Origin of the sequence: Frigoribacterium sp. CFBP 13712 (assembly GCF_014842255.1) — a bacterium.
Taxonomy (GTDB): domain Bacteria; phylum Actinomycetota; class Actinomycetes; order Actinomycetales; family Microbacteriaceae; genus Frigoribacterium.
The window spans coordinates 260215-277198 of the sequence record NZ_JACYVH010000004.1 but is presented as its reverse complement, the minus strand read 5'-3'; the positions used below and the strand labels follow the sequence as shown (position 1 = coordinate 277198).

Here is a 16984-nt window from a genome sequence, read left to right as displayed (position 1 = left end):
CCCTGGGGGAGATGCGGGTGAAGACGACCCGCGCCTCCTCGATGGGGGAGGAGGCGCGGGGCGGGCGATCGGGGACCGGCGACTAGCTGAGCTGGTTGGCCTCGACCCAGGCGAGGTACTCGGGGCTGACCGTGCCGGTGACGTACTCGCCGGTGAAGCAGCTCATCTCGAGCTCGGTGACGTCGCTGCCCTCGATGATCGCGGCCTGCATGTCGGCGACCTCTTGGTAGATGAGGTGGTCGGCGCCGAGCTCGCGCGCGATCTCGGGGATCTTGCGGTCGTGGGCGACGAGCTCGTGACGAGTCGGCATGTTGATGCCGTACACGTGGGGGAACCGCACGGGAGGCGCGGCGGAGGTGAACGTGACCTCGTTGGCCCCGGCGGCGCGCGCCATCTCGACGATCTCTCGCGAGGTGGTGCCGCGCACGATCGAGTCGTCGACGATCAGGATGTTCTTGCCCTTGAACTCGCTCGACATCGCGTTCAGCTTCTGCCGCACGGAGCGCTTGCGCTCGGCCTGCCCCGGCATGATGAACGTGCGGCCGACGTAGCGGTTCTTGTAGAAGCCCTCTCGGTACTCGATGCCGAGCTTCTGCGCGACCTGCATGGCGGCGGGCCGCGACGAGTCGGGGATCGGCATGACGACGTCGATGTCGCCGGTGGGCGCGTAGGTCGCGATCGTGTCGGCCAGGCGGTTGCCGAGTCGGAGGCGCGCGTCGTAGACCGAGATGCCGTTCATGATCGAGTCGGGGCGCGCCAGGTAGACGTACTCGAACGAGCAGGGGATCAGGCGGGGGCTCGCGTGGCACTGCTTCGACACCATCTCGCCGTCGAGCGAGATGAAGATCGCCTCACCGGGGGCGACGTCGCGGACGATCTCGTAGCCGCCCGACTCGAGCACCAGCGACTCGGAGGCGGTGATCCACTCTTCGCGGACGCCGTCGGCCGCGAGACGACGACCGAGCACCAGCGGGCGGATGCCGAACGGGTCGCGGAAGGCGAGCAGACCGTGCCCGGCGATCATCGCGATCGCGGCGTACGAGCCCTGCACGCGCTCGTGCACCCGCGACACCGCGGCGAAGATCTGATCGGGGTCGAGGTCGCTGCCGTTGACCTGCTCCTGCAGCTCGTGCGCCAGCACGTTGACGAGCAGCTCGGTGTCGCTGTTCGTGTTGAGGTGACGGCGGTCGACGTGGAACAGCTCGCTGGTCAGCTCGCGCGTGTTCGTCAGGTTGCCGTTGTGGATGAGGACGATGCCGTACGGGGCGTTCACGTAGAACGGCTGCGCCTCTTGCTCGTTGCTCGCGGCGCCCTTCGTCGCGTAGCGCACGTGACCGAGCCCCATCGTGCCGAGCAGGGCGCGCATGTCGCGGGTGCGGAAGCCCTCGCGCACCTGCCCCCTGGTCTTGTGGATGTGGAAGATGCCGCGCTCGGCGGTGGCGATGCCGGCGCTGTCCTGGCCGCGGTGCTGCAGCAGGAGGAGCGAATCGTAGACGAGTTGATTTGCTGGCTCGTGCGCGACGAGACCGACGATGCCGCACATGCGGATCTGGCTCCAGACCGTAGAGTTGGGGTTACCGCGTCAGTCTAGAGCGACACCGAATGGATGAACGAATGGCGACCTCCGAAGCCCCCTCGACCAGCGCCTCCTACGCCGCGGCAGGTGTCGACACGGCGGCGGGAGACCGCGCAGTCGAGCTGATGAAGGCCGCCGTGAGCGCCACGCACGGCCCGGGCGTGGTCGGCGGCGTCGGCGGATTCGCCGGCATGTTCGACGTCTCGTTCCTGAAATCGTTCGACCGCCCGCTGCTCGCCACCTCGACCGACGGCGTCGGCACGAAGGTCGCCATCGCGCAGGCCCTCGACAAGCACGACACCATCGGGCAGGACCTCGTGGGCATGGTCGTCGACGACATCGTCGTGGTCGGCGCCCGCCCCATGATCATGACCGACTACATCGCCTGCGGCCGGGTCGTCCCCACCCGCATCGCCGCCATCGTCGAGGGCATCGCCCGCGCCTGCAGCGAGACGGGCACCGCCCTGGTCGGCGGCGAGACGGCCGAGCACCCCGGGCTGCTCGGCCCCGACGACTACGACGTCGCGGGTGCCGCGGTCGGCGCGGTCGAGGCCGACCGCCAGCTCGGCCCGCACCTGGTCGGCGACGGCGACGTCGTGCTCGCCCTCGCCTCGTCGGGGCTGCATTCGAACGGCTTCTCGCTGGTCAGGCACATCCTCGCGTCGCGCGATCTCGGCTACACCGACACGGTCGACGAGCTCTCGGGCACCCTCGGCGAGGCGCTGCTCGAACCGACCCTGCTCTACACGTCGCCCCTGCTGCGGGTGCTCGACGACCCGGCGCTCGCCGGGGCCGTGCACTCGCTCAGTCACGTGACCGGCGGCGGCATCGCGGCGAACCTGGCGCGTGTGCTGCCCCGCGGTTCGTGGACGGACGTCGATCGCGCGACCTGGTCGCCGGCACCGGTGTTCCGCGTGCTGAGCGACCTGGCCGGTTCGACCCTCGAGTCGAGCGAGGGCACCTGGAACCTCGGCATCGGGATGATCGCCGTGGTCTCGGCCTCGCAGGCGGCCGCGGTCTCGGCCGCGCTGGTCGCCGACGGCATCGACACGTGGCGGATCGGCACGGTCTCGACGGCCGTCCGCGACCTGTCGGGCTTCGAGCAGGGAGCGAAGGGCGTCGACGGAGGCGCGGTGCGGCTGGTCGGGGCCTACGCCGGCTGACCCGGCCGGTCGCCGACCGACCCGCCGGTCGCGCTGTTCGCGCTCGGCTGGACGACGAACGCCCGCTCCGCTGATGCGGGGCGGGCGTCGTGCTGTGTCGAGGGAGAGACGCGGCGACCGGGCAGCCTAGGAGGCGCGGCGAGCGGTCAGCCTAGGAGGCGCGGCGCTCGCCGAGCACGCAGAACTCGTTGCCCTCGGGGTCGGCGAGCACGACCCACGACACGTCGGACGTCTGGCCGACGTCGGAGCGGGTGGCCCCGAGCTCGAGCAGGCGGGCGACCTCGGCGTCTTGATCGTCGGGTCGGAAATCGAGGTGCAGGCGGTTCTTGAGGGTCTTGCCCTCGGGAACGCGCACGAAGAGCAGCCCCGGCAGGGAGTCGGGGCTGCTGCGGATCTCGGGTTCGTCGTCGCCGCTCGGCGACACGACGACCCAGCCGAGGGCGTCGGCCCACCAGTGGGCGAGCGTGGCCGGCTCGAGGGCGTCGACGACGACCTGCTCCCATTCGAGCGCCGGGCGCGCGATCGTGCCGCCGGGCGAACCCGTCGTGTCGACGGGCGTCGTGCCGTCGTCCGCCGAGGATCCGTCGATCGTCATGATCAGGCGACCCTAGGCGGTCTTGTTCTGGTCGTGATCGACGTCGTACTCGTCGTCGATGTCGTCGGCCCACTTGTCGACGTATTCGTCGCCGGAGTCGCTCTTGGTAGCCAGCTCTTTTTCGAGTGCACCGTAGTTGGTGTCAGGGCTGAAGTACTTCAGCTCTCTGGCGACCTTGGTGTGCTTGGCTTTTTGACGGCCGCGCCCCATGCGTGACCCCCTCTGAATTCGGCCCGGAAGCGGTGTCGGACGAACCGGGTACAGCCGACTGATGACAGTTGCAAAACTGGACCGATCTTAGCATGTACCCCATGAGCCGACTGTGCGTCGGGCGGGGGCTCTCGTGGGCTCGGTCGGGGTCTGTCACGATGTCAGGAGACACCGTCGGGTCAGCGAAGCTCACGACGCCCGACGAGAGGCGTGATCATGACCCCAGCGACACTGCGCGCTTCGTGGGCGAGCCGGACCATCGCGCTCGTCGCCCTGGTCTTCTACGGCCTCGGTGTCGCGCTCGTGGCCTTCTGGCCGTCGCCCGTCGACCAGGGCGCCCGCCCGCTGATCATGCGCGGCCTGGCGCTGCTCCACCGCCGAGGCGTCCCGGAGTCGTTCGACTACGCCGCGCTCGAGTTCGCGGCCAACATCGCCTTCTTCGTGCCGTTCGGTCTGATCGTCGTGCTGCTGGTCGGCGGTCGTCGGTGGTGGCTCGGAGTGCTGGTCGGCTTCTCGGGCAGTGTCGTCGTGGAGCTCGGGCAGCACTTCTTCCTGCCGTCGCGCTTCGCGACCGTCGACGACGTCATCGCGAACACCGCGGGCGCGCTACTCGGGTCGATCGCCGGCGTGGTCGCCCTGTGGGCGCGCCGCTCGAGCCGGATGGCGAGGAGGCGCGCGCGGCTCCAGCGCCGCCGCTCGCGCGAGCGGGTGGGAGCGTCGGCGTAGCGGCGTTATACACCTGAAGGATGAACTTGCGGCCCTCGTTGCGGGGCCAAGCGTCCGCACTTGCGGGCAAAAGTTCGGAAACGGCCGACGCCTATGTGAGGATGTTGACGGCCCAACGTGACGATTCTTCGCGGGGCGAGAGCCGTTTCAGGGCTTCTCGCTGCGTATCTGGGCCGCTCTCGGGGGCCGTGCCATGGCGCCGGGTACCCGACCGACGACAGAAAGAGGCCGCCGCGTGGAGCTGCGTGACTACATCCGGATTCTCCGTAAGGGATGGATCCTCATCGTTGCAGTAACTCTGGTGGGAGTCGCCGCCGGCGCCCTGTCATCGATCCTCAGTACACCCAAATACGTCTCATCAACGCAGCTGTTTGTCAGTGTGCAGTCGTCAGATGCCAGCAGCGCGACAGACCTCGTTCAGGGCAGCAGCGCTGCGCAGCAAAAGGTGCGGTCATACATCGACGTGGTAACGAGTACGGCGGTTCTGACGCCGGTGATTGAGCAGCTCGGTCTTGACACGAGCGCGAAGGGACTCGCCTCGCAGATCACAGCCGAGTCCCCGACCAGTACCGTCCTCATCAACATCACGGTCGAAGACTCAGAGCCTCAGCGGGCGGCAGCGATCGCCAACGCCGTGAGCCAGAGCTTTGCCGCCGTAGTCGTGGACGACCTTGAATCGCCGACAGGTGGGGGGCCAAGCCTTGTCAAAATTGCTACCATCGAGCCGGCGGTGACGGCAGGATCTCCCTCATCACCAAGAACGACCATCAATCTGGTTCTTGGATTTCTCGTCGGGTTGGTTCTCGGAGTGGCCGCTGCAGTTCTCCGCAGCACGCTCGACACCCGTATCCACGGTTCTCACGATGTCGAGCAAGTGACGGAAGCGCCCATCCTGGGCGGCATTAGTTACGACCCTGGGGCGAAGAAACGGCCTCTGATCGTGCACGCGGACCCGCGCTCCCCACGAGCCGAGTCGTTCAGGTCTCTGCGCACAAACCTGCAGTTCGTCAACCTCGAGTCCACGTCGCGTTGCTTCGTCATGACGTCATCATTGCCCGGAGAGGGGAAGACGACGACTACTTCCAACCTCGCTATCGCGCTTGCCGAGACCGGCGCCAGTGTCGCCGTCATTGATGGGGACCTTCGCTTGCCTCGTCTGGCTGACACGATGGGCCTTGAAGGGGTCGTGGGGTTGACTGACGTCCTCATCGGACGTGCGGACCTCCAAGATGTCCTGCAGCCTTGGGGTCGCGGGACGCTGTTCGTGCTGCCCGCGGGCCGCATCCCCCCGAACCCAAGCGAGTTGCTCGGATCAAAGGCCATGGTGACCCTCATCGAGTCCCTGACGTCGAGCTTTGACTATGTGCTGATTGATGCGCCGCCCCTTCTGCCTGTGACGGACGCCGCCATTCTCGCCAAACTGACCGGCGGGGCGATTCTCGTTGCTGCCGCTGGGAGAACGACGCGTCAGGAGCTGCAGTCCGCCATGCGCACCTTGGACCACATTGGGGGACGTGTGCTGGGTGTAGTCATGACGATGCTGCCCACCAAGGGACCGGACGCCTATGGTTACGGTAACTATGGTGCATATTATGGTATGGAACAGGACACCGTGAACGGCCCCGGAGACATGCCGAGTTCGGCACCGAAGACTCAGGTACGCACCCGGTGAGCACGGCCTTCAGCTTCGACCGGCCGCAGGCGTCGCCGACATTCCGGATCCTCACCGTATGCACGGGTAACATCTGCCGATCCCCATTTGCGGAACAGTACTTGCGCTCCGAACTAGAAAAAAGGGGGGTAGTGGACATCCGTGTAGATAGCGCCGGGACGATGGCTCAAGACGGGCAGACGATGCCTCCCCAAGCTCAGAACCTCGCCCGTCAGTACGGCGCCGATCCTGAAGGCCATAAAGCACGGTATCTGTTCGAGGGTCATGTCGCTGGGTCAGACCTCGTGTTCGGCATGGGGCGGGAGCACCGCCGGGCCGTGGTGTCGATGTACCCACGGGCGTCTCGATACTCATTCACGCTGCGTGAGTTTGCTCGTCTGGCAGACGGTGTCACAGATCTAGATCTTGCCGGAGCTGCTGCCCTTCCTCTCTCCGACACGAGCGGCCGTTTACGTGCCGCGGTGGCCGCGGTCGCCTCTCGACGAGGTTTAGTCGACGCAGCTATGCACGCGGACGACGACGACGTCGTTGACCCCTACCGCCTCGACGACTCCGTTTTCGCAGAGTCAGGCCGTCAGCTAGTGCCCGCCGCTGATGTAGTCGTGCGCGTTCTAGCATCGGCCGCGGCGCTGACCGCACCGACCGGGGAGCAGTAATCATGGCCGCAGACAGACGCCGTCGGCGTGGTTCACGGACGAAGCGTCCTCTCCTGATAGCCGGATTAGCGGCGTTCATCATCGTCGATGCCGGTCTTGTGGGTTACGCGCTCCTCAGACCGGATGCCACAGCCAGCTCTAAGCCGGTGGCGTCGACTCAACCGCTTCCTTCGCCGAGCCCTGAGGCAACTGCAGCACCGAGCGCAGAAGCGAGTTCGGAACGGAAAGCCTCGGCATTGCAAGCGCCCTCCCTATACCTGTCGGCTGTGAACTCGGCGGAAGCTTTTCGCGTCAAGGCGGGCGTCTGTGAAGCCGGGGCGGCGTTGGAACTCGAGAAGACGATCGACGGCGGCGCAACCTGGGCTACGTTCCCAGTGACGACGGACTTGGTGAGCGCGTTCCGTCTCCAGGCCATCGACTCTTCGTATGCATTCATTGTGGGTTCTGGTGGCGTGACCTGTGACACGGGTCTTACTGCTACTTACTCGTCCGGTGCCGGGTTTCAAACGTATCCGGACCGGGTAGCGGCAGCGTGGTATCTGAACCCCGCAGTGCCGACGACGATTCACTCGCCTTCAGGCGATCGTGTTTCGCCTTGTTCGGCGAGCACAGCCGTGTCGCTTGCGCCAGCTAGTGACACGTCCGCGGCCGTATTGTGCGCCGATCGCACTTTGTTCCAGACAATCGATGCAGGTGCCAGTTGGAGTGACAGCCTGGCCGTACCAGGCGCTGTCGCCATCACAGACTCCAGTGGCGAGTATGTCTTAGCCTCTGAGGGACTTGCCGACTGCCAGGGTCTTGCGATCTCTGAGATCCCGAGTTCGGTGACCAACGAGGAAGGTGTTCCGATTGGCTGCGCCGGAAACGAGACCTTGCCGACCTCAGCCGGTGAGAACGTAACTCTCGCTGCGAGTTCAGGTTCCGTCTGGCTGTCCGCGGGCGATGCGACGGTCGTCTCTGTCGACGGTGGCGTGACCTGGTGAGTCTATGACGGGGAGGCCCCCTCTGGTGCACAAGTCGCGGTCTGGGCTTTCGGGTGTCCTGAGTAGTGGCGGTACCGGCGTCGTTAGCCTGATCGCTGGAATAGTTCTGTTGCCGATCATTCTGAACACCATTGGTGCAGCACCGTACGGGGTTTGGCTGGTGCTTTTCGCTGGAGCCTCCTACCTGAACTATTCAGACCTGGGAGTGGGCACGGCCATCGTGCATTTCGGTAGTCGCGCGCGGGCTGGCGGTGAACGCCGGGGCATGTCCGATTTGCTGTCCGCCGCCATGACATGGAACACGGCTGCGTTCCTCGTGATTGTGCCCGGGTTCATCGCCCTAGCTGCTCTGTACCTCGACTGGCACTCGGACCAGGCGTCGTTGTCAGCGACTGAATCTGCGTGCCTCCTTGGGCTGAGCGCCGCCACGACCCTGAGCCTTCTGCTTAAACCTTTCGCCAGTGCGCTCATCGGTTCGGGCATGCTCCCCACCGAACGGGCAAACCAAGCCGTCGGCGTCGGGCTGCGCTTCGTCGGTACCCTCGTGGCCTGCTTGGGAGGGTTCGGCGTCGTTGGTGTCGCAATGGCCGAGGCCGCTGCGCTCATCGTGCCGCTCCTGGTCGCCGTCGTGCAGGTGTTTCGCCGCCGAATCGCACGTCTCGCTTTTCGCAGAGGAATTGTCAGCGATATCCGCTTCATGCTGGGCTACAGCACGAAGTCGTTCGCCGTCAGCTTGGTGGGGACGTTAATTCTTCAGAGTGGAACGGTCATGGCCGGTGCGGCGCTCGGTCCAGCCCAAGCCACGTACTTCAACGCTGCTTTTCGCATCTACTCCAGCATCCGCCAACTCCTCGGTTGGGTCGTCGATCCGTTCCGCTCTCTCCTCAGCCGGCTCAATGTCGGTTCTCGAGACAAGGCGGATCAGGTTGTCCAAGCCCTTTCATTCCTGTGCCTCACCATGGTCGGCGTCGGATGTGGCGTCCTTCTGCTTTCGGCGCACGAGGTGACCGTGCTTTGGTTGGGCAGTGATGTGCCGACGCGGGAGGTCGCTCTGTGCATGCAGATTCTCGTGGGCGGGTTAATGCTCAACGCAATTCATCTCGCTCTAATACCCGCCGGTGATGCTGCCGGGAGACCTGGTGTTTTCTTTCCGGCCCAGCTTCTGTGGCTGGTTCTATACGTGGGTGGCGGAGTCGCGCTCGCAACAACTTTCGGGATCGTCGGACTCGCGATCGCGCTCACGGCGCCGCTCGCCGTCGTGGAGCCTCTCTACCTGATTATCGCCCGCCGTAGTCTCGGCCTGGATTTGGCATATTGGGCCCGATTCGCTCTGCTGCCAGCCGCCCTTGTGGTGGCCGCGGGAGCAATGCTCGTGGCATCTGCAAGCGTAGGAGCGTCGCTGGCGGACGTTGCAATCAACGGTTGGGGGGCTGGTGGCCTGTTTTTGTCGGGCTGTGTCGCGTCAGCATTCATTACCAGAAGGAAGGCCCCTTGGGCAGCCATTCGGGCCTCGTTAAGGGCGGAACTGTGATGCATCTAGACGCACGTCTCGAAATCTTCTTCCAGCACGGCCGGGACGTCGCGGGTTGGGAAAGGGGGCATGCCGAGGGCAAGCACCCTGACTCATGGCCATACGGCTTAGACCGTGTCAGCGCTTCGGGCGAAGTTCCCGTTGCTGTTGAAGCGGCACTGCTGCGAGGTACCGATCTCCTGAAGGCCTTAGCAAAGTCAAAGAAACTGCCAGCGCGAGAGGTGTCGACTGCCCTTGCTTGGGAAGAAGACCTAGCTTTGCGTATGTTCACGCAGTCGCGAGCAACCAGGCAGTTCGCTGGTGTTATCTGGGCAACGGACCGTTTGCACGGGCGACCTGCCAAGGCAAAAGACCTGCTTCTTGCTCACGTTCTCCGCAGGATGTCGGGCCTTTGGTGTCTGAGTAGGACGCAGGTGCCTCTTGTCCGACAGTGGTTAGGGCGAGGCACGCCTCCTGTGTCCTACCTCCCCTTTGGTGTTGACTCCACCTTCTATGCACCCCAGCCGTACCCTCAACAACCCCTGGTATTCAGCGCGGGCGGAGATCGCGATCGTGACCCCGAGACCCTCTTCGCGGCGTTGGCCCAGATTGTCCAGAGTCGGCCGGACGTCGAGGTGGTTGTTCAGAGTAGGTCAGAACTGGCGCCGCCTCCTGGTGTTCGCAAGGTCCCTTACCTATCCCACGTCGAGTTGAAGGACATGTATGCGAAGTCATCAGTCGTCCTAATCGCAACACAACCAAATGAGCACGCTTCGGGCATGACGGTTTCTCTAGAGTCGATGGCAACAGCTCGACCGGTGGTGATGACGAAGACGCCAGGAATCGACGACTACATTGTCGATGGCGTGACGGGCTCTCTAGTTCAAGCTGGCGACTCACGCGCTATGGCTGCGGCGTCGCTTCGACTCCTGTCGGACACGAGTGGAGCCCGTGACGTCGGGATCAAGGGTCGTGTTCGGGTCGAGGAGCGGTTCACATCGGCACTCATGGCTGCCAAATTAAGCAGCATAATGAACGGGGAGGTCTCGTGACCAGGTCGGTATCGGCGGAGGATGAATACGCCGGCCAGGCCGAAAGCCGGATGTCATTGCGAGTGAGGCACTACGCAACGACATTATGGGAACGTTTCGCCCCCGAGACCCGACTTCAACTGCTTCTTCCGGCAGCGATCGTGCTGTGCGCAACGATCGTTCTTCTCAATGCGAAGTCACCCACCGCTGCTGTTAGTCTTCTCGTGCTTCTTTTTATCGTGCCACTCGTGGTCGCAAAACCATCCTGGATGATCATCTTGGCCGTCGCCCTAGGCGGAACGACACTACCCGCGCTTGTGCCGGACCGCATTCCGGTGGGCAATTTCAGTCTGTACTTGTTCGAGCCGTTCCTAATCATCGCGGCGGTGCACGGTCTACTGACGTGGCGGACATCGTGGCGCGTGGCGCTGCCTATATTTGGTTTAGCCGTCTTTGCTGCTTTAGGCTGCATCGTCGGATTCGTCAGCGGAAACACCATAGACAAGATCATTTACGACGTCCGGCCTCTAGTCTGGGTTGTAGCAGCGGCAGTATTGGGAACTGTTGTGATCAGGTCCCCGAAGGTCATTCGAGCATTGCTCGCAACCATTCGCTGGAGTCTCGCTCTGTCGGCCCTACTCACGTTGATCAGTGCCACCACGGGACTTGCTCTAAATGGTCGGACCGAGCAGGCGTCGTTGACACCAACTATCGACGAGGGTAACGCGACAAGGCTTCTTACGAGTTCGTACTACCTAGCCTTGGCAGTTTTGTGCGTGACGGTGGTGCTCATTCTCATCCAGTGTGTCACAATTCGTTCGAGTGCCATGTTTTGGATTCCGAGCCTGATAATTGTCACGCTCAGCTTCTCCCGAAACGCCCTGCTCGCGCTTGCTGTAGCCGTGCTCGTGGGCCTTCTCTCCTCTCGTCGGATCAAGCCATTCCTGGTCGCTTTCGTCAGTCTGGTCGGCGTGGTCTCGTTGGCCTTTTTGTTGTCTGTGGCAGCGCCCGTTCTAGCCGACCTTCCTGGAGGGACATTCGTAAATAATCAAGTGGCTAGTTACACCGAACGCGTAGTTGGAGGGCTCCGACCCGACGCTCTTGCCTCTGACAGCTCGATTCAGTTCCGAGAATTCGAGGCCCGCTACCTCAGCCTGGCGTTCTCAGAGCGGCCTGCCATTGGGCACGGATTCGGATACGCCTATAAGCCTTCTCTTACTGCGAATGCGTTCCAGGAAGATTATGCACCATACTATTCACATAACTTTCCTTTTTGGGTCCTCGTGAAGTCAGGGATTGTCGGGGCGCTCCTATTCTTCCTGCCAGTTGTCATGGTAACTCTTCGGTTGCTCCGCACCTCTAGCGTTATCCTCCTGGCCGCAGCGACACCCCTAATCAGCTACGTCGTGATTTCATTCGTGGCCCCAGTGCCTTTGGGTACGACCTCGTGCATGCTCTTTGGTCTTGCTTTAGGCGCAAGTGTGGCCGCCGCCCAGGGCAAGCCTATTGATGATTCGCTCGCGGACAGTGTGGTAGAGCCGCTGACCGTGCTCGAAGTCGAATCTGACTGCCGCGGGGCGGCATCCATGGAAACCGTTGCGCCGGCGATCAGAAAGTGAGTCCAATGTCTATTGCTTTAATTCAAGACCGAACCTTAATGATTTTGAGTGAGTTTCTGGGGCCAAACGATACTGTTTCGCTCGTCGATTTTCCTAACCATGAGAATGCTGGGGACTCTCTTATCTATCTTGGCGAACTCGCATATCTAAAAAAGCTGGGCGTGAGTATTCGCTACGTTGCAGACGCGAGTCGCTATCGTGCCCAGGATCTAAGACTGCTCGCTCCCGCCGGGCCAGTTTTGATTCACGGTGGTGGCAATTTGGGGGACAGATGGACGGAGTTTCAAGATTTCCGAGAGCGTGTCATTCAAGATTTCCCGGACAGGCGCGTAATTCAACTTCCTCAAACGATCGACTTTACCGAGGGAGCCAGGCTCGAACGGGCGCAGAGGATCTTTGGGGCTCATCCCGATCTGACCGTCCTGATCCGGGACCTTGTCGGCGTCAACCGCACGCGTTCTCTCTTCCCTTCCACCAACGTGAGGTTCTGTCCGGACATGGCGTTTGGGGTGGGCGAGCAAAAGAGACCGAATGCGGAACGGGTCGATGCCGTCGTTTTGCGTCGAAAGGACTCTGAGGCCGATCACGGAAAAGGCGTCTTCGAGTTGGCGATGCCATGGTCGCGAATCGACAGAGATTGGCGCCTGACGGGATGGAGAAGAGTTTGGGCGCGGCTTCTTCGTGCGCCGGGGGCACTCAACAAGCGGGTCCCGCAACTCGCCACACTTCTTCAGCCCCTTCAGCAGCGATGCTACAAGGCGCTGGCTTTCAACAACGTAAGATACGCCCTTAGTCTGTTGAGTCAGGGGCGTTTGGTAATTACCGACCGCCTGCACGCAACAGTCATGGCCGGACTCCTTGGCATTCCGGTTGTAGCTTTGGCAAATGCAAATGGCAAAGTGGAGGCTATAGTGCGGGACTACCTTGGCAGTTTAGATGATGTCTACTTCGCTAGGAGTCCTGAGGAAGGCGCGGCTATCGCTCATCAAAAACTCAAGGATATGACAACTCTATAACTATCGGCTTTTTCCCGTAGTAGTTCAGCCACAAAACCCTAGGGCCTTACATATGAAGAGAGACGCCGCCTCCGGCTCAACCACAAACCCGTTGGCGGCCGTTGCCCGACAAGGCCCACGACGCGACATCCAGGGGCTCCGAGCACTGGCCGTTCTCGCAGTAGTAGCTGATCACTTGTTTGGTTGGCCCACGGGTGGATTCATAGGTGTCGATGTCTTTTTCGTTCTCTCCGGATTCCTAATAACGGGGCTCTTGTTGCGGGAGTATGAGAACACGGGAGGGATCTCTTTCAAGAAGTTTTACCAGCGTCGAATTCGTAGAATCTTGCCTGCGTCCCTGCTTGTTCTGGTTGTGACAGCAGCTGCAGCTACTTTCTTCTTCACAACAGCGAGGGCGACGAGCACAATACGAGATGCGCTTTTCGCCGTCGTATTTTCAGCAAACTGGAATTTTGCAGCAGCTGGTACTGATTATCTACAAGGCGAGGGTCCGTCCTCGCCATTGCAACACTTCTGGTCGCTCGCAGTAGGAGAACAATTTTACTTCGTGTGGCCCGTCATCATGGCTCTCGTTTTCGTGACAGTAGATCGCCGTCGAAGTGGCGGACGCCAGCAGGCTCGTCGAGCCATTGGGATAGCGATTTCTTGCATAATTGTGCTTTCGCTTGTTTGGGCATTCTATGAAACCGCAGCGAGCTCGACTTGGGCATACTTCTCCACTTTTTCGCGCGCTTGGGAGCTTGGCGTAGGAGCGCTCCTCGCGGTCGTGACTCCGATCTTGTCGGATATGCGGGCTCATGTGCGCACGGTCTTGTCGTGGGTTGGTCTCATTTTGATTTTCGGGTCATTGTTTGCTATCCAAACAAGCTCACCCTTCCCCGCACCATGGGCGCTGCTTCCAGTTCTCGGTTCCGCACTCGTCATATCGGGTGGCGTTGGGGTCGAACCGCGGCACGTGGGGATTTTGACCAACCGAGTAAGTTCTTACATTGGTGACATTTCTTTCTCGCTATACCTGTGGCATTTCCCGGTTATCATCTTCGCGGACCTTTACCTGGATGGTCTAACCCTTTTCATTTTCGCAATATGCGTGATGTTCCTGCTTGCTATCACGGCCTATCACCTTTACGAAAAGCCTATTCACAAGAGTCGTCCGCGAAAAGTTGCTGGGTCTCAGGCTGTCCGAAATCGAGATGCGAGGCGTGTCGACTACTCAAAGTTCGTGTATCCCTTTACCGCCCTACTCGCCGTGGGAACGCTTGCTGTCGTAGCGATCGCAGTGACTCCGCGGGACGCACCTGTTTCTGCCTTCCTCGGAACGTTTGATGCGGATGCAGCGGAAGGGCCCAAAATTGCTGACAACACACCCGCGGGTATCCAATCTGCGGCTGTTCTCGCTGGTTTGTCTCTGTCGGATTTGCCCGATGGTATAACCCCCTCGCTTGACGCTCTCGATTATTCTGCTTGGGCGCCAGAGGTGTACCAAGACAAGTGCTTGACTGTTAGCCAAGAGAACCTATCAGCATGCAGCTACGGTGAAATGGACGCCGACAAAAGTGCCGTAGTTCTGGGTGACAGCATGGCGGCGTCGTGGATGCCGGCAATTCGGGCCTCGCTGGAACCGGATGGCTACCGCATCCAGATGCTGACGATGTCCGGGTGTCCTGCCTTTGTCGTTTCGCTGTCAAATGAAAACAGGGCGGCTTGTAACTCTCATCGTGATTGGGCCTTGTCGGAAGTCGATGCAATGCGGCCCGATCTTATTATCGTCTCGAATCTGGACACGGTCGGGTATATGGACGAGCCTGCAGGGCTTTCGGGTTACGATGCTTGGGGAAGTAGTGCTCAGGATCTTCTAAAGCAGCTTCCTACGGAGACGAAAGCTATAGTTCTGGGAGTGCCCCCGCGAGGGCCTAAACTCAATGACTGTGTTGTGCCGGGAAGTACCCCGAGTTTCTGCACGGAATCACCCTCCAGGCACTGGGGTGCTGTGGCTAAAGCAGAAGAGCGGGCTGTATCTGAGTTCGAGGGCCCAAATGTCCGATACATTAACACCCGCGATTGGGTATGTTTTGAGAATCAATGCCCGCCAGTGATATCAAATCACCCTGTGCGAGTCGATGGTATTCATATGGTCGGTCTTTTTACTGCAACATTGGCCCCGCTTCTGTCCGCGGAAATGGCCGAGATTAGATCTTGAGCTACTCTTCTCGGTTGTAATCTTCACTACTGGCTCGAGAATTGGCCGAGGTAGAAGAATGCGGTTACCAGGCAAGGCTGGGATCATGCGACGAATTGGTCGCCGAAGACATCGCCCCAGCGAGCGAAGGGCAGGTTGCTGGAGGATCAGCGACGTGTGCTCGCAACGACTCGAGACGAGTTGAAAGAACAGGTTTGCGGCGTCCTGTTCGAGCGACATTCAGCCCACTTCGTCGACGATGATCAGCCCGTATCGGCGCAGCCTCATGAACTCCGTCGCGAGCCAGCAGTGCTGGTGACCGCTTGCGGCTTGGCGACCCGCTCGACCACGGTGGCGACCAACACCCGGTGGCCGGTCTGGGCAGCTTTGATTCCGAGCCCGGTCGTGAGATGTGTTTTCCTGGTGCCCGGAGGGTCGACAGGGACGACATTCTGCGCGTTAGGGGGTAGGTGCCCTGGGCGAGGTGGGCGATCTCGTGGCGTTTGAGGGACGGTTGGTGGTCGAAGGTGAAATTCTCGATTGTCTTCCTCGTCGGGAACCCGGCCGCTTTAATTCGCAGCAGCCTGCCGGAGGCAGCGACGGCTGGGAGTTCCCGGTCCCAAACGGCATGAGGTATTGCTTGTGCGACCACCCGACGGCCCTGGCCTGGTGGCCAAGACGCTAGACGCGTCACGCATCCGCGGAGCTATAAAGGCTCGGGCGAGAAAGTCGACGTGCTTCAAGGTGTCGGTGGCGGCGGTCACGAGGCGGCCTCAGTATTGAAGTCGTCTCCGAACGCGGCGTCCTAGTCGCCCACGTCCCGGACCGGGTCGTCCTGCGCCGGAACGGCCCTCGAGTTCTGGAACAGCTCCCTCATCTCGTCGGCTAGGTTCACGTGGGCCGGATCAGTGATCGTGGCGCCGGTCGACGAGGTTCGTTTGTGGGAGACAACCAAGCGGCCCCGCGGGGTGACCTCGGGCCGGGGCAGATTGGCTGTGATGTTCGCCATGCAGCCGGGGCGACGGACTAGCCATTCGAGAGAACGCGGACGTAGTACTCACGCGGCAATCGAACCTGGTCGGCAAAGCCCGCCGTCGGCACGACCGGCGGCCGCTGCAGCATTCCGGCTCGGTCTCGCCCAATCAGGTCGACCTGTCTCGCCTTCACGCTCCGGACCGTCCTGGCGTTCGCGCGGGGGCAGCGAGGCGAGTTATGCGTTAAAGTCCGACGGCGAGGTGAACGCCCGCCCTGGCATGAACGATGTCTTAAAGAACTGGTTAGCCCGTTGGACGATGCCCTTAAACTCCGGATCGAACGGCCTGAACTGCACCAACCGCCTCGCCAGGCCACCGACGAACTCCGTCGCCCCGGAAGCCAAACGAAAACGCCGACCGATGCCGACTTCGCTGTCCTAACCCAGCCTACGCGGATCCGCCCCCAGCTGCTGCTAGGGAGGAACCGCATGCCGGCCAGCAGATCCGGTGTCGTTCTCGACGGCAGCATCACCCCGGTGATGAACAGCGAATGCGGCGCGACCATCACCAGCGCCGGCGGGGACGCCACTTGCCCGTCACCCACGCGAATCCGGGCGGCGGAACCAGAGATCGCACTGCACCTGATCACACGGATCACCCGGAACATGCCGCAACCGCGACGCGGCATCCTTGGGCGCATAATGCGGGCCGTCCATCCGGATCTGGCCAAGGAACCACGACGGGGACCCGACCCAGCCGAGCCGCTCCGCAAGGAGCGTCGCCGGCATCAACGGCGGCTTGGCCAACAGCGCCCGGACTTGCTGCTCGACGGCGTCGAACGCCGTCCCCGCTAACGGCCGGTGATACCGCTGCGGCAAGTTCGCTGCCAACGCCTTCACGACCGTGTTTCGCGGGATCCCGAGCTGTCTGGCGATCACAGCCTTCGTGACCTTCTCGCTATGGCGAAGCCGATGAATCAACGCCAAATTCTCGAAAGTGACCACCCATCCAATCGTGGATTCAAGTGCTCACTTTTCGACCGGCACAACTGCCCAGTTTCGATCTCACCGACAC

The 16984-nt window shown here is 61.9% G+C and carries 14 protein-coding genes and 1 pseudogene; 10 read left to right on the top strand and 5 right to left on the bottom strand.

Annotation, left to right across the window (positions count from 1 at the left end):
• Nucleotides 1-82: 82 nt before the first annotated feature.
• Nucleotides 83-1543: an amidophosphoribosyltransferase gene (gene purF, locus IFT51_RS09585; RefSeq protein ID WP_192060857.1), complete on the bottom strand. Its 1461-nt coding sequence runs from the start codon at nucleotides 1541-1543 to the stop codon at nucleotides 83-85.
• A gap of 71 nt (nucleotides 1544-1614) precedes the next feature.
• Between purF and purM the strand changes: the two genes are divergently transcribed.
• On the top strand, nucleotides 1615-2739 hold the full coding sequence (gene purM, locus IFT51_RS09580) for a phosphoribosylformylglycinamidine cyclo-ligase (RefSeq protein ID WP_192060856.1): 1125 nt from the start codon (nucleotides 1615-1617) through the stop codon (nucleotides 2737-2739).
• A 151-nt stretch (nucleotides 2740-2890) separates the two neighbouring features.
• Here the strand turns inward: purM and IFT51_RS09575 are convergent, their stop codons facing one another.
• Together IFT51_RS09575 and IFT51_RS09570 are read right to left on the bottom strand one after the other, a co-directional pair.
• Nucleotides 2891-3334, bottom strand: a complete 444-nt coding sequence (locus IFT51_RS09575) for a VOC family protein (protein WP_192060855.1) — start codon at nucleotides 3332-3334, stop codon at nucleotides 2891-2893.
• Nucleotides 3335-3346: 12 nt separating this feature from the next.
• Nucleotides 3347-3544 (bottom strand): DUF3073 domain-containing protein, encoded by a 198-nt coding sequence (locus tag IFT51_RS09570; protein WP_192060854.1) that lies wholly within the window; start codon nucleotides 3542-3544, stop codon nucleotides 3347-3349.
• A 216-nt stretch (nucleotides 3545-3760) separates the two neighbouring features.
• Here IFT51_RS09570 and IFT51_RS09565 point away from each other — a divergent pair, with 216 nt between their 5' ends.
• From IFT51_RS09565 to IFT51_RS09525, 9 genes are all read left to right on the top strand, one after another.
• On the top strand, nucleotides 3761-4270 hold the full coding sequence (locus IFT51_RS09565; RefSeq protein WP_192060853.1) for a VanZ family protein: 510 nt from the start codon (nucleotides 3761-3763) through the stop codon (nucleotides 4268-4270).
• A gap of 235 nt (nucleotides 4271-4505) precedes the next feature.
• Nucleotides 4506-5942 carry a polysaccharide biosynthesis tyrosine autokinase gene (locus tag IFT51_RS09560; protein WP_192060852.1) on the top strand — a complete coding sequence of 479 codons (1437 nt, stop codon included), beginning with the start codon at nucleotides 4506-4508 and terminating at the stop codon, nucleotides 5940-5942.
• Complete coding sequence (locus IFT51_RS15605) at nucleotides 5939-6598, top strand: low molecular weight phosphatase family protein (RefSeq protein WP_192060851.1); 660 nt, start codon at nucleotides 5939-5941, stop codon at nucleotides 6596-6598. The genes IFT51_RS09560 and IFT51_RS15605 overlap by 4 nt, the downstream gene beginning before the upstream one ends.
• 266 nt (nucleotides 6599-6864) lie before the next feature.
• Complete coding sequence (locus IFT51_RS09550; RefSeq protein ID WP_192060850.1) at nucleotides 6865-7581, top strand: hypothetical protein; 717 nt, start codon at nucleotides 6865-6867, stop codon at nucleotides 7579-7581.
• Between the two features lie 4 nt (nucleotides 7582-7585).
• Nucleotides 7586-9112, top strand: a complete 1527-nt coding sequence (locus IFT51_RS09545; RefSeq protein WP_256415642.1) for a lipopolysaccharide biosynthesis protein — start codon at nucleotides 7586-7588, stop codon at nucleotides 9110-9112.
• Between the two features lie 455 nt (nucleotides 9113-9567).
• A complete protein-coding gene (locus IFT51_RS09540) occupies nucleotides 9568-10143 on the top strand; it encodes a glycosyltransferase family 4 protein (RefSeq protein ID WP_192060848.1) in 576 nt (191 codons plus the stop codon).
• The gene (locus tag IFT51_RS15600) at nucleotides 10140-11741 is read left to right on the top strand and encodes an O-antigen ligase family protein (protein ID WP_192060847.1); all 1602 of its coding nucleotides are present in this window, start codon (nucleotides 10140-10142) and stop codon (nucleotides 11739-11741) included. The genes IFT51_RS09540 and IFT51_RS15600 overlap by 4 nt, the downstream gene beginning before the upstream one ends.
• Before the next feature lie 5 nt (nucleotides 11742-11746).
• Nucleotides 11747-12757 carry a polysaccharide pyruvyl transferase family protein gene (locus tag IFT51_RS09530; protein ID WP_192060846.1) on the top strand — a complete coding sequence of 337 codons (1011 nt, stop codon included), beginning with the start codon at nucleotides 11747-11749 and terminating at the stop codon, nucleotides 12755-12757.
• A 52-nt stretch (nucleotides 12758-12809) separates the two neighbouring features.
• Nucleotides 12810-14957: an acyltransferase family protein gene (locus IFT51_RS09525; RefSeq protein ID WP_192060845.1), complete on the top strand. Its 2148-nt coding sequence runs from the start codon at nucleotides 12810-12812 to the stop codon at nucleotides 14955-14957.
• 263 nt (nucleotides 14958-15220) lie between these two features.
• Here the strand turns inward: IFT51_RS09525 and IFT51_RS15595 are convergent.
• Nucleotides 15221-15385: pseudogene (locus IFT51_RS15595) on the bottom strand (hypothetical protein); the annotation flags it as partial.
• Between the two features lie 1121 nt (nucleotides 15386-16506).
• Nucleotides 16507-16914 carry a hypothetical protein gene (locus IFT51_RS09515; RefSeq protein ID WP_192060844.1) on the bottom strand — a complete coding sequence of 136 codons (408 nt, stop codon included), beginning with the start codon at nucleotides 16912-16914 and terminating at the stop codon, nucleotides 16507-16509.
• Between the last annotated feature and the right edge of the window lie 70 nt (nucleotides 16915-16984).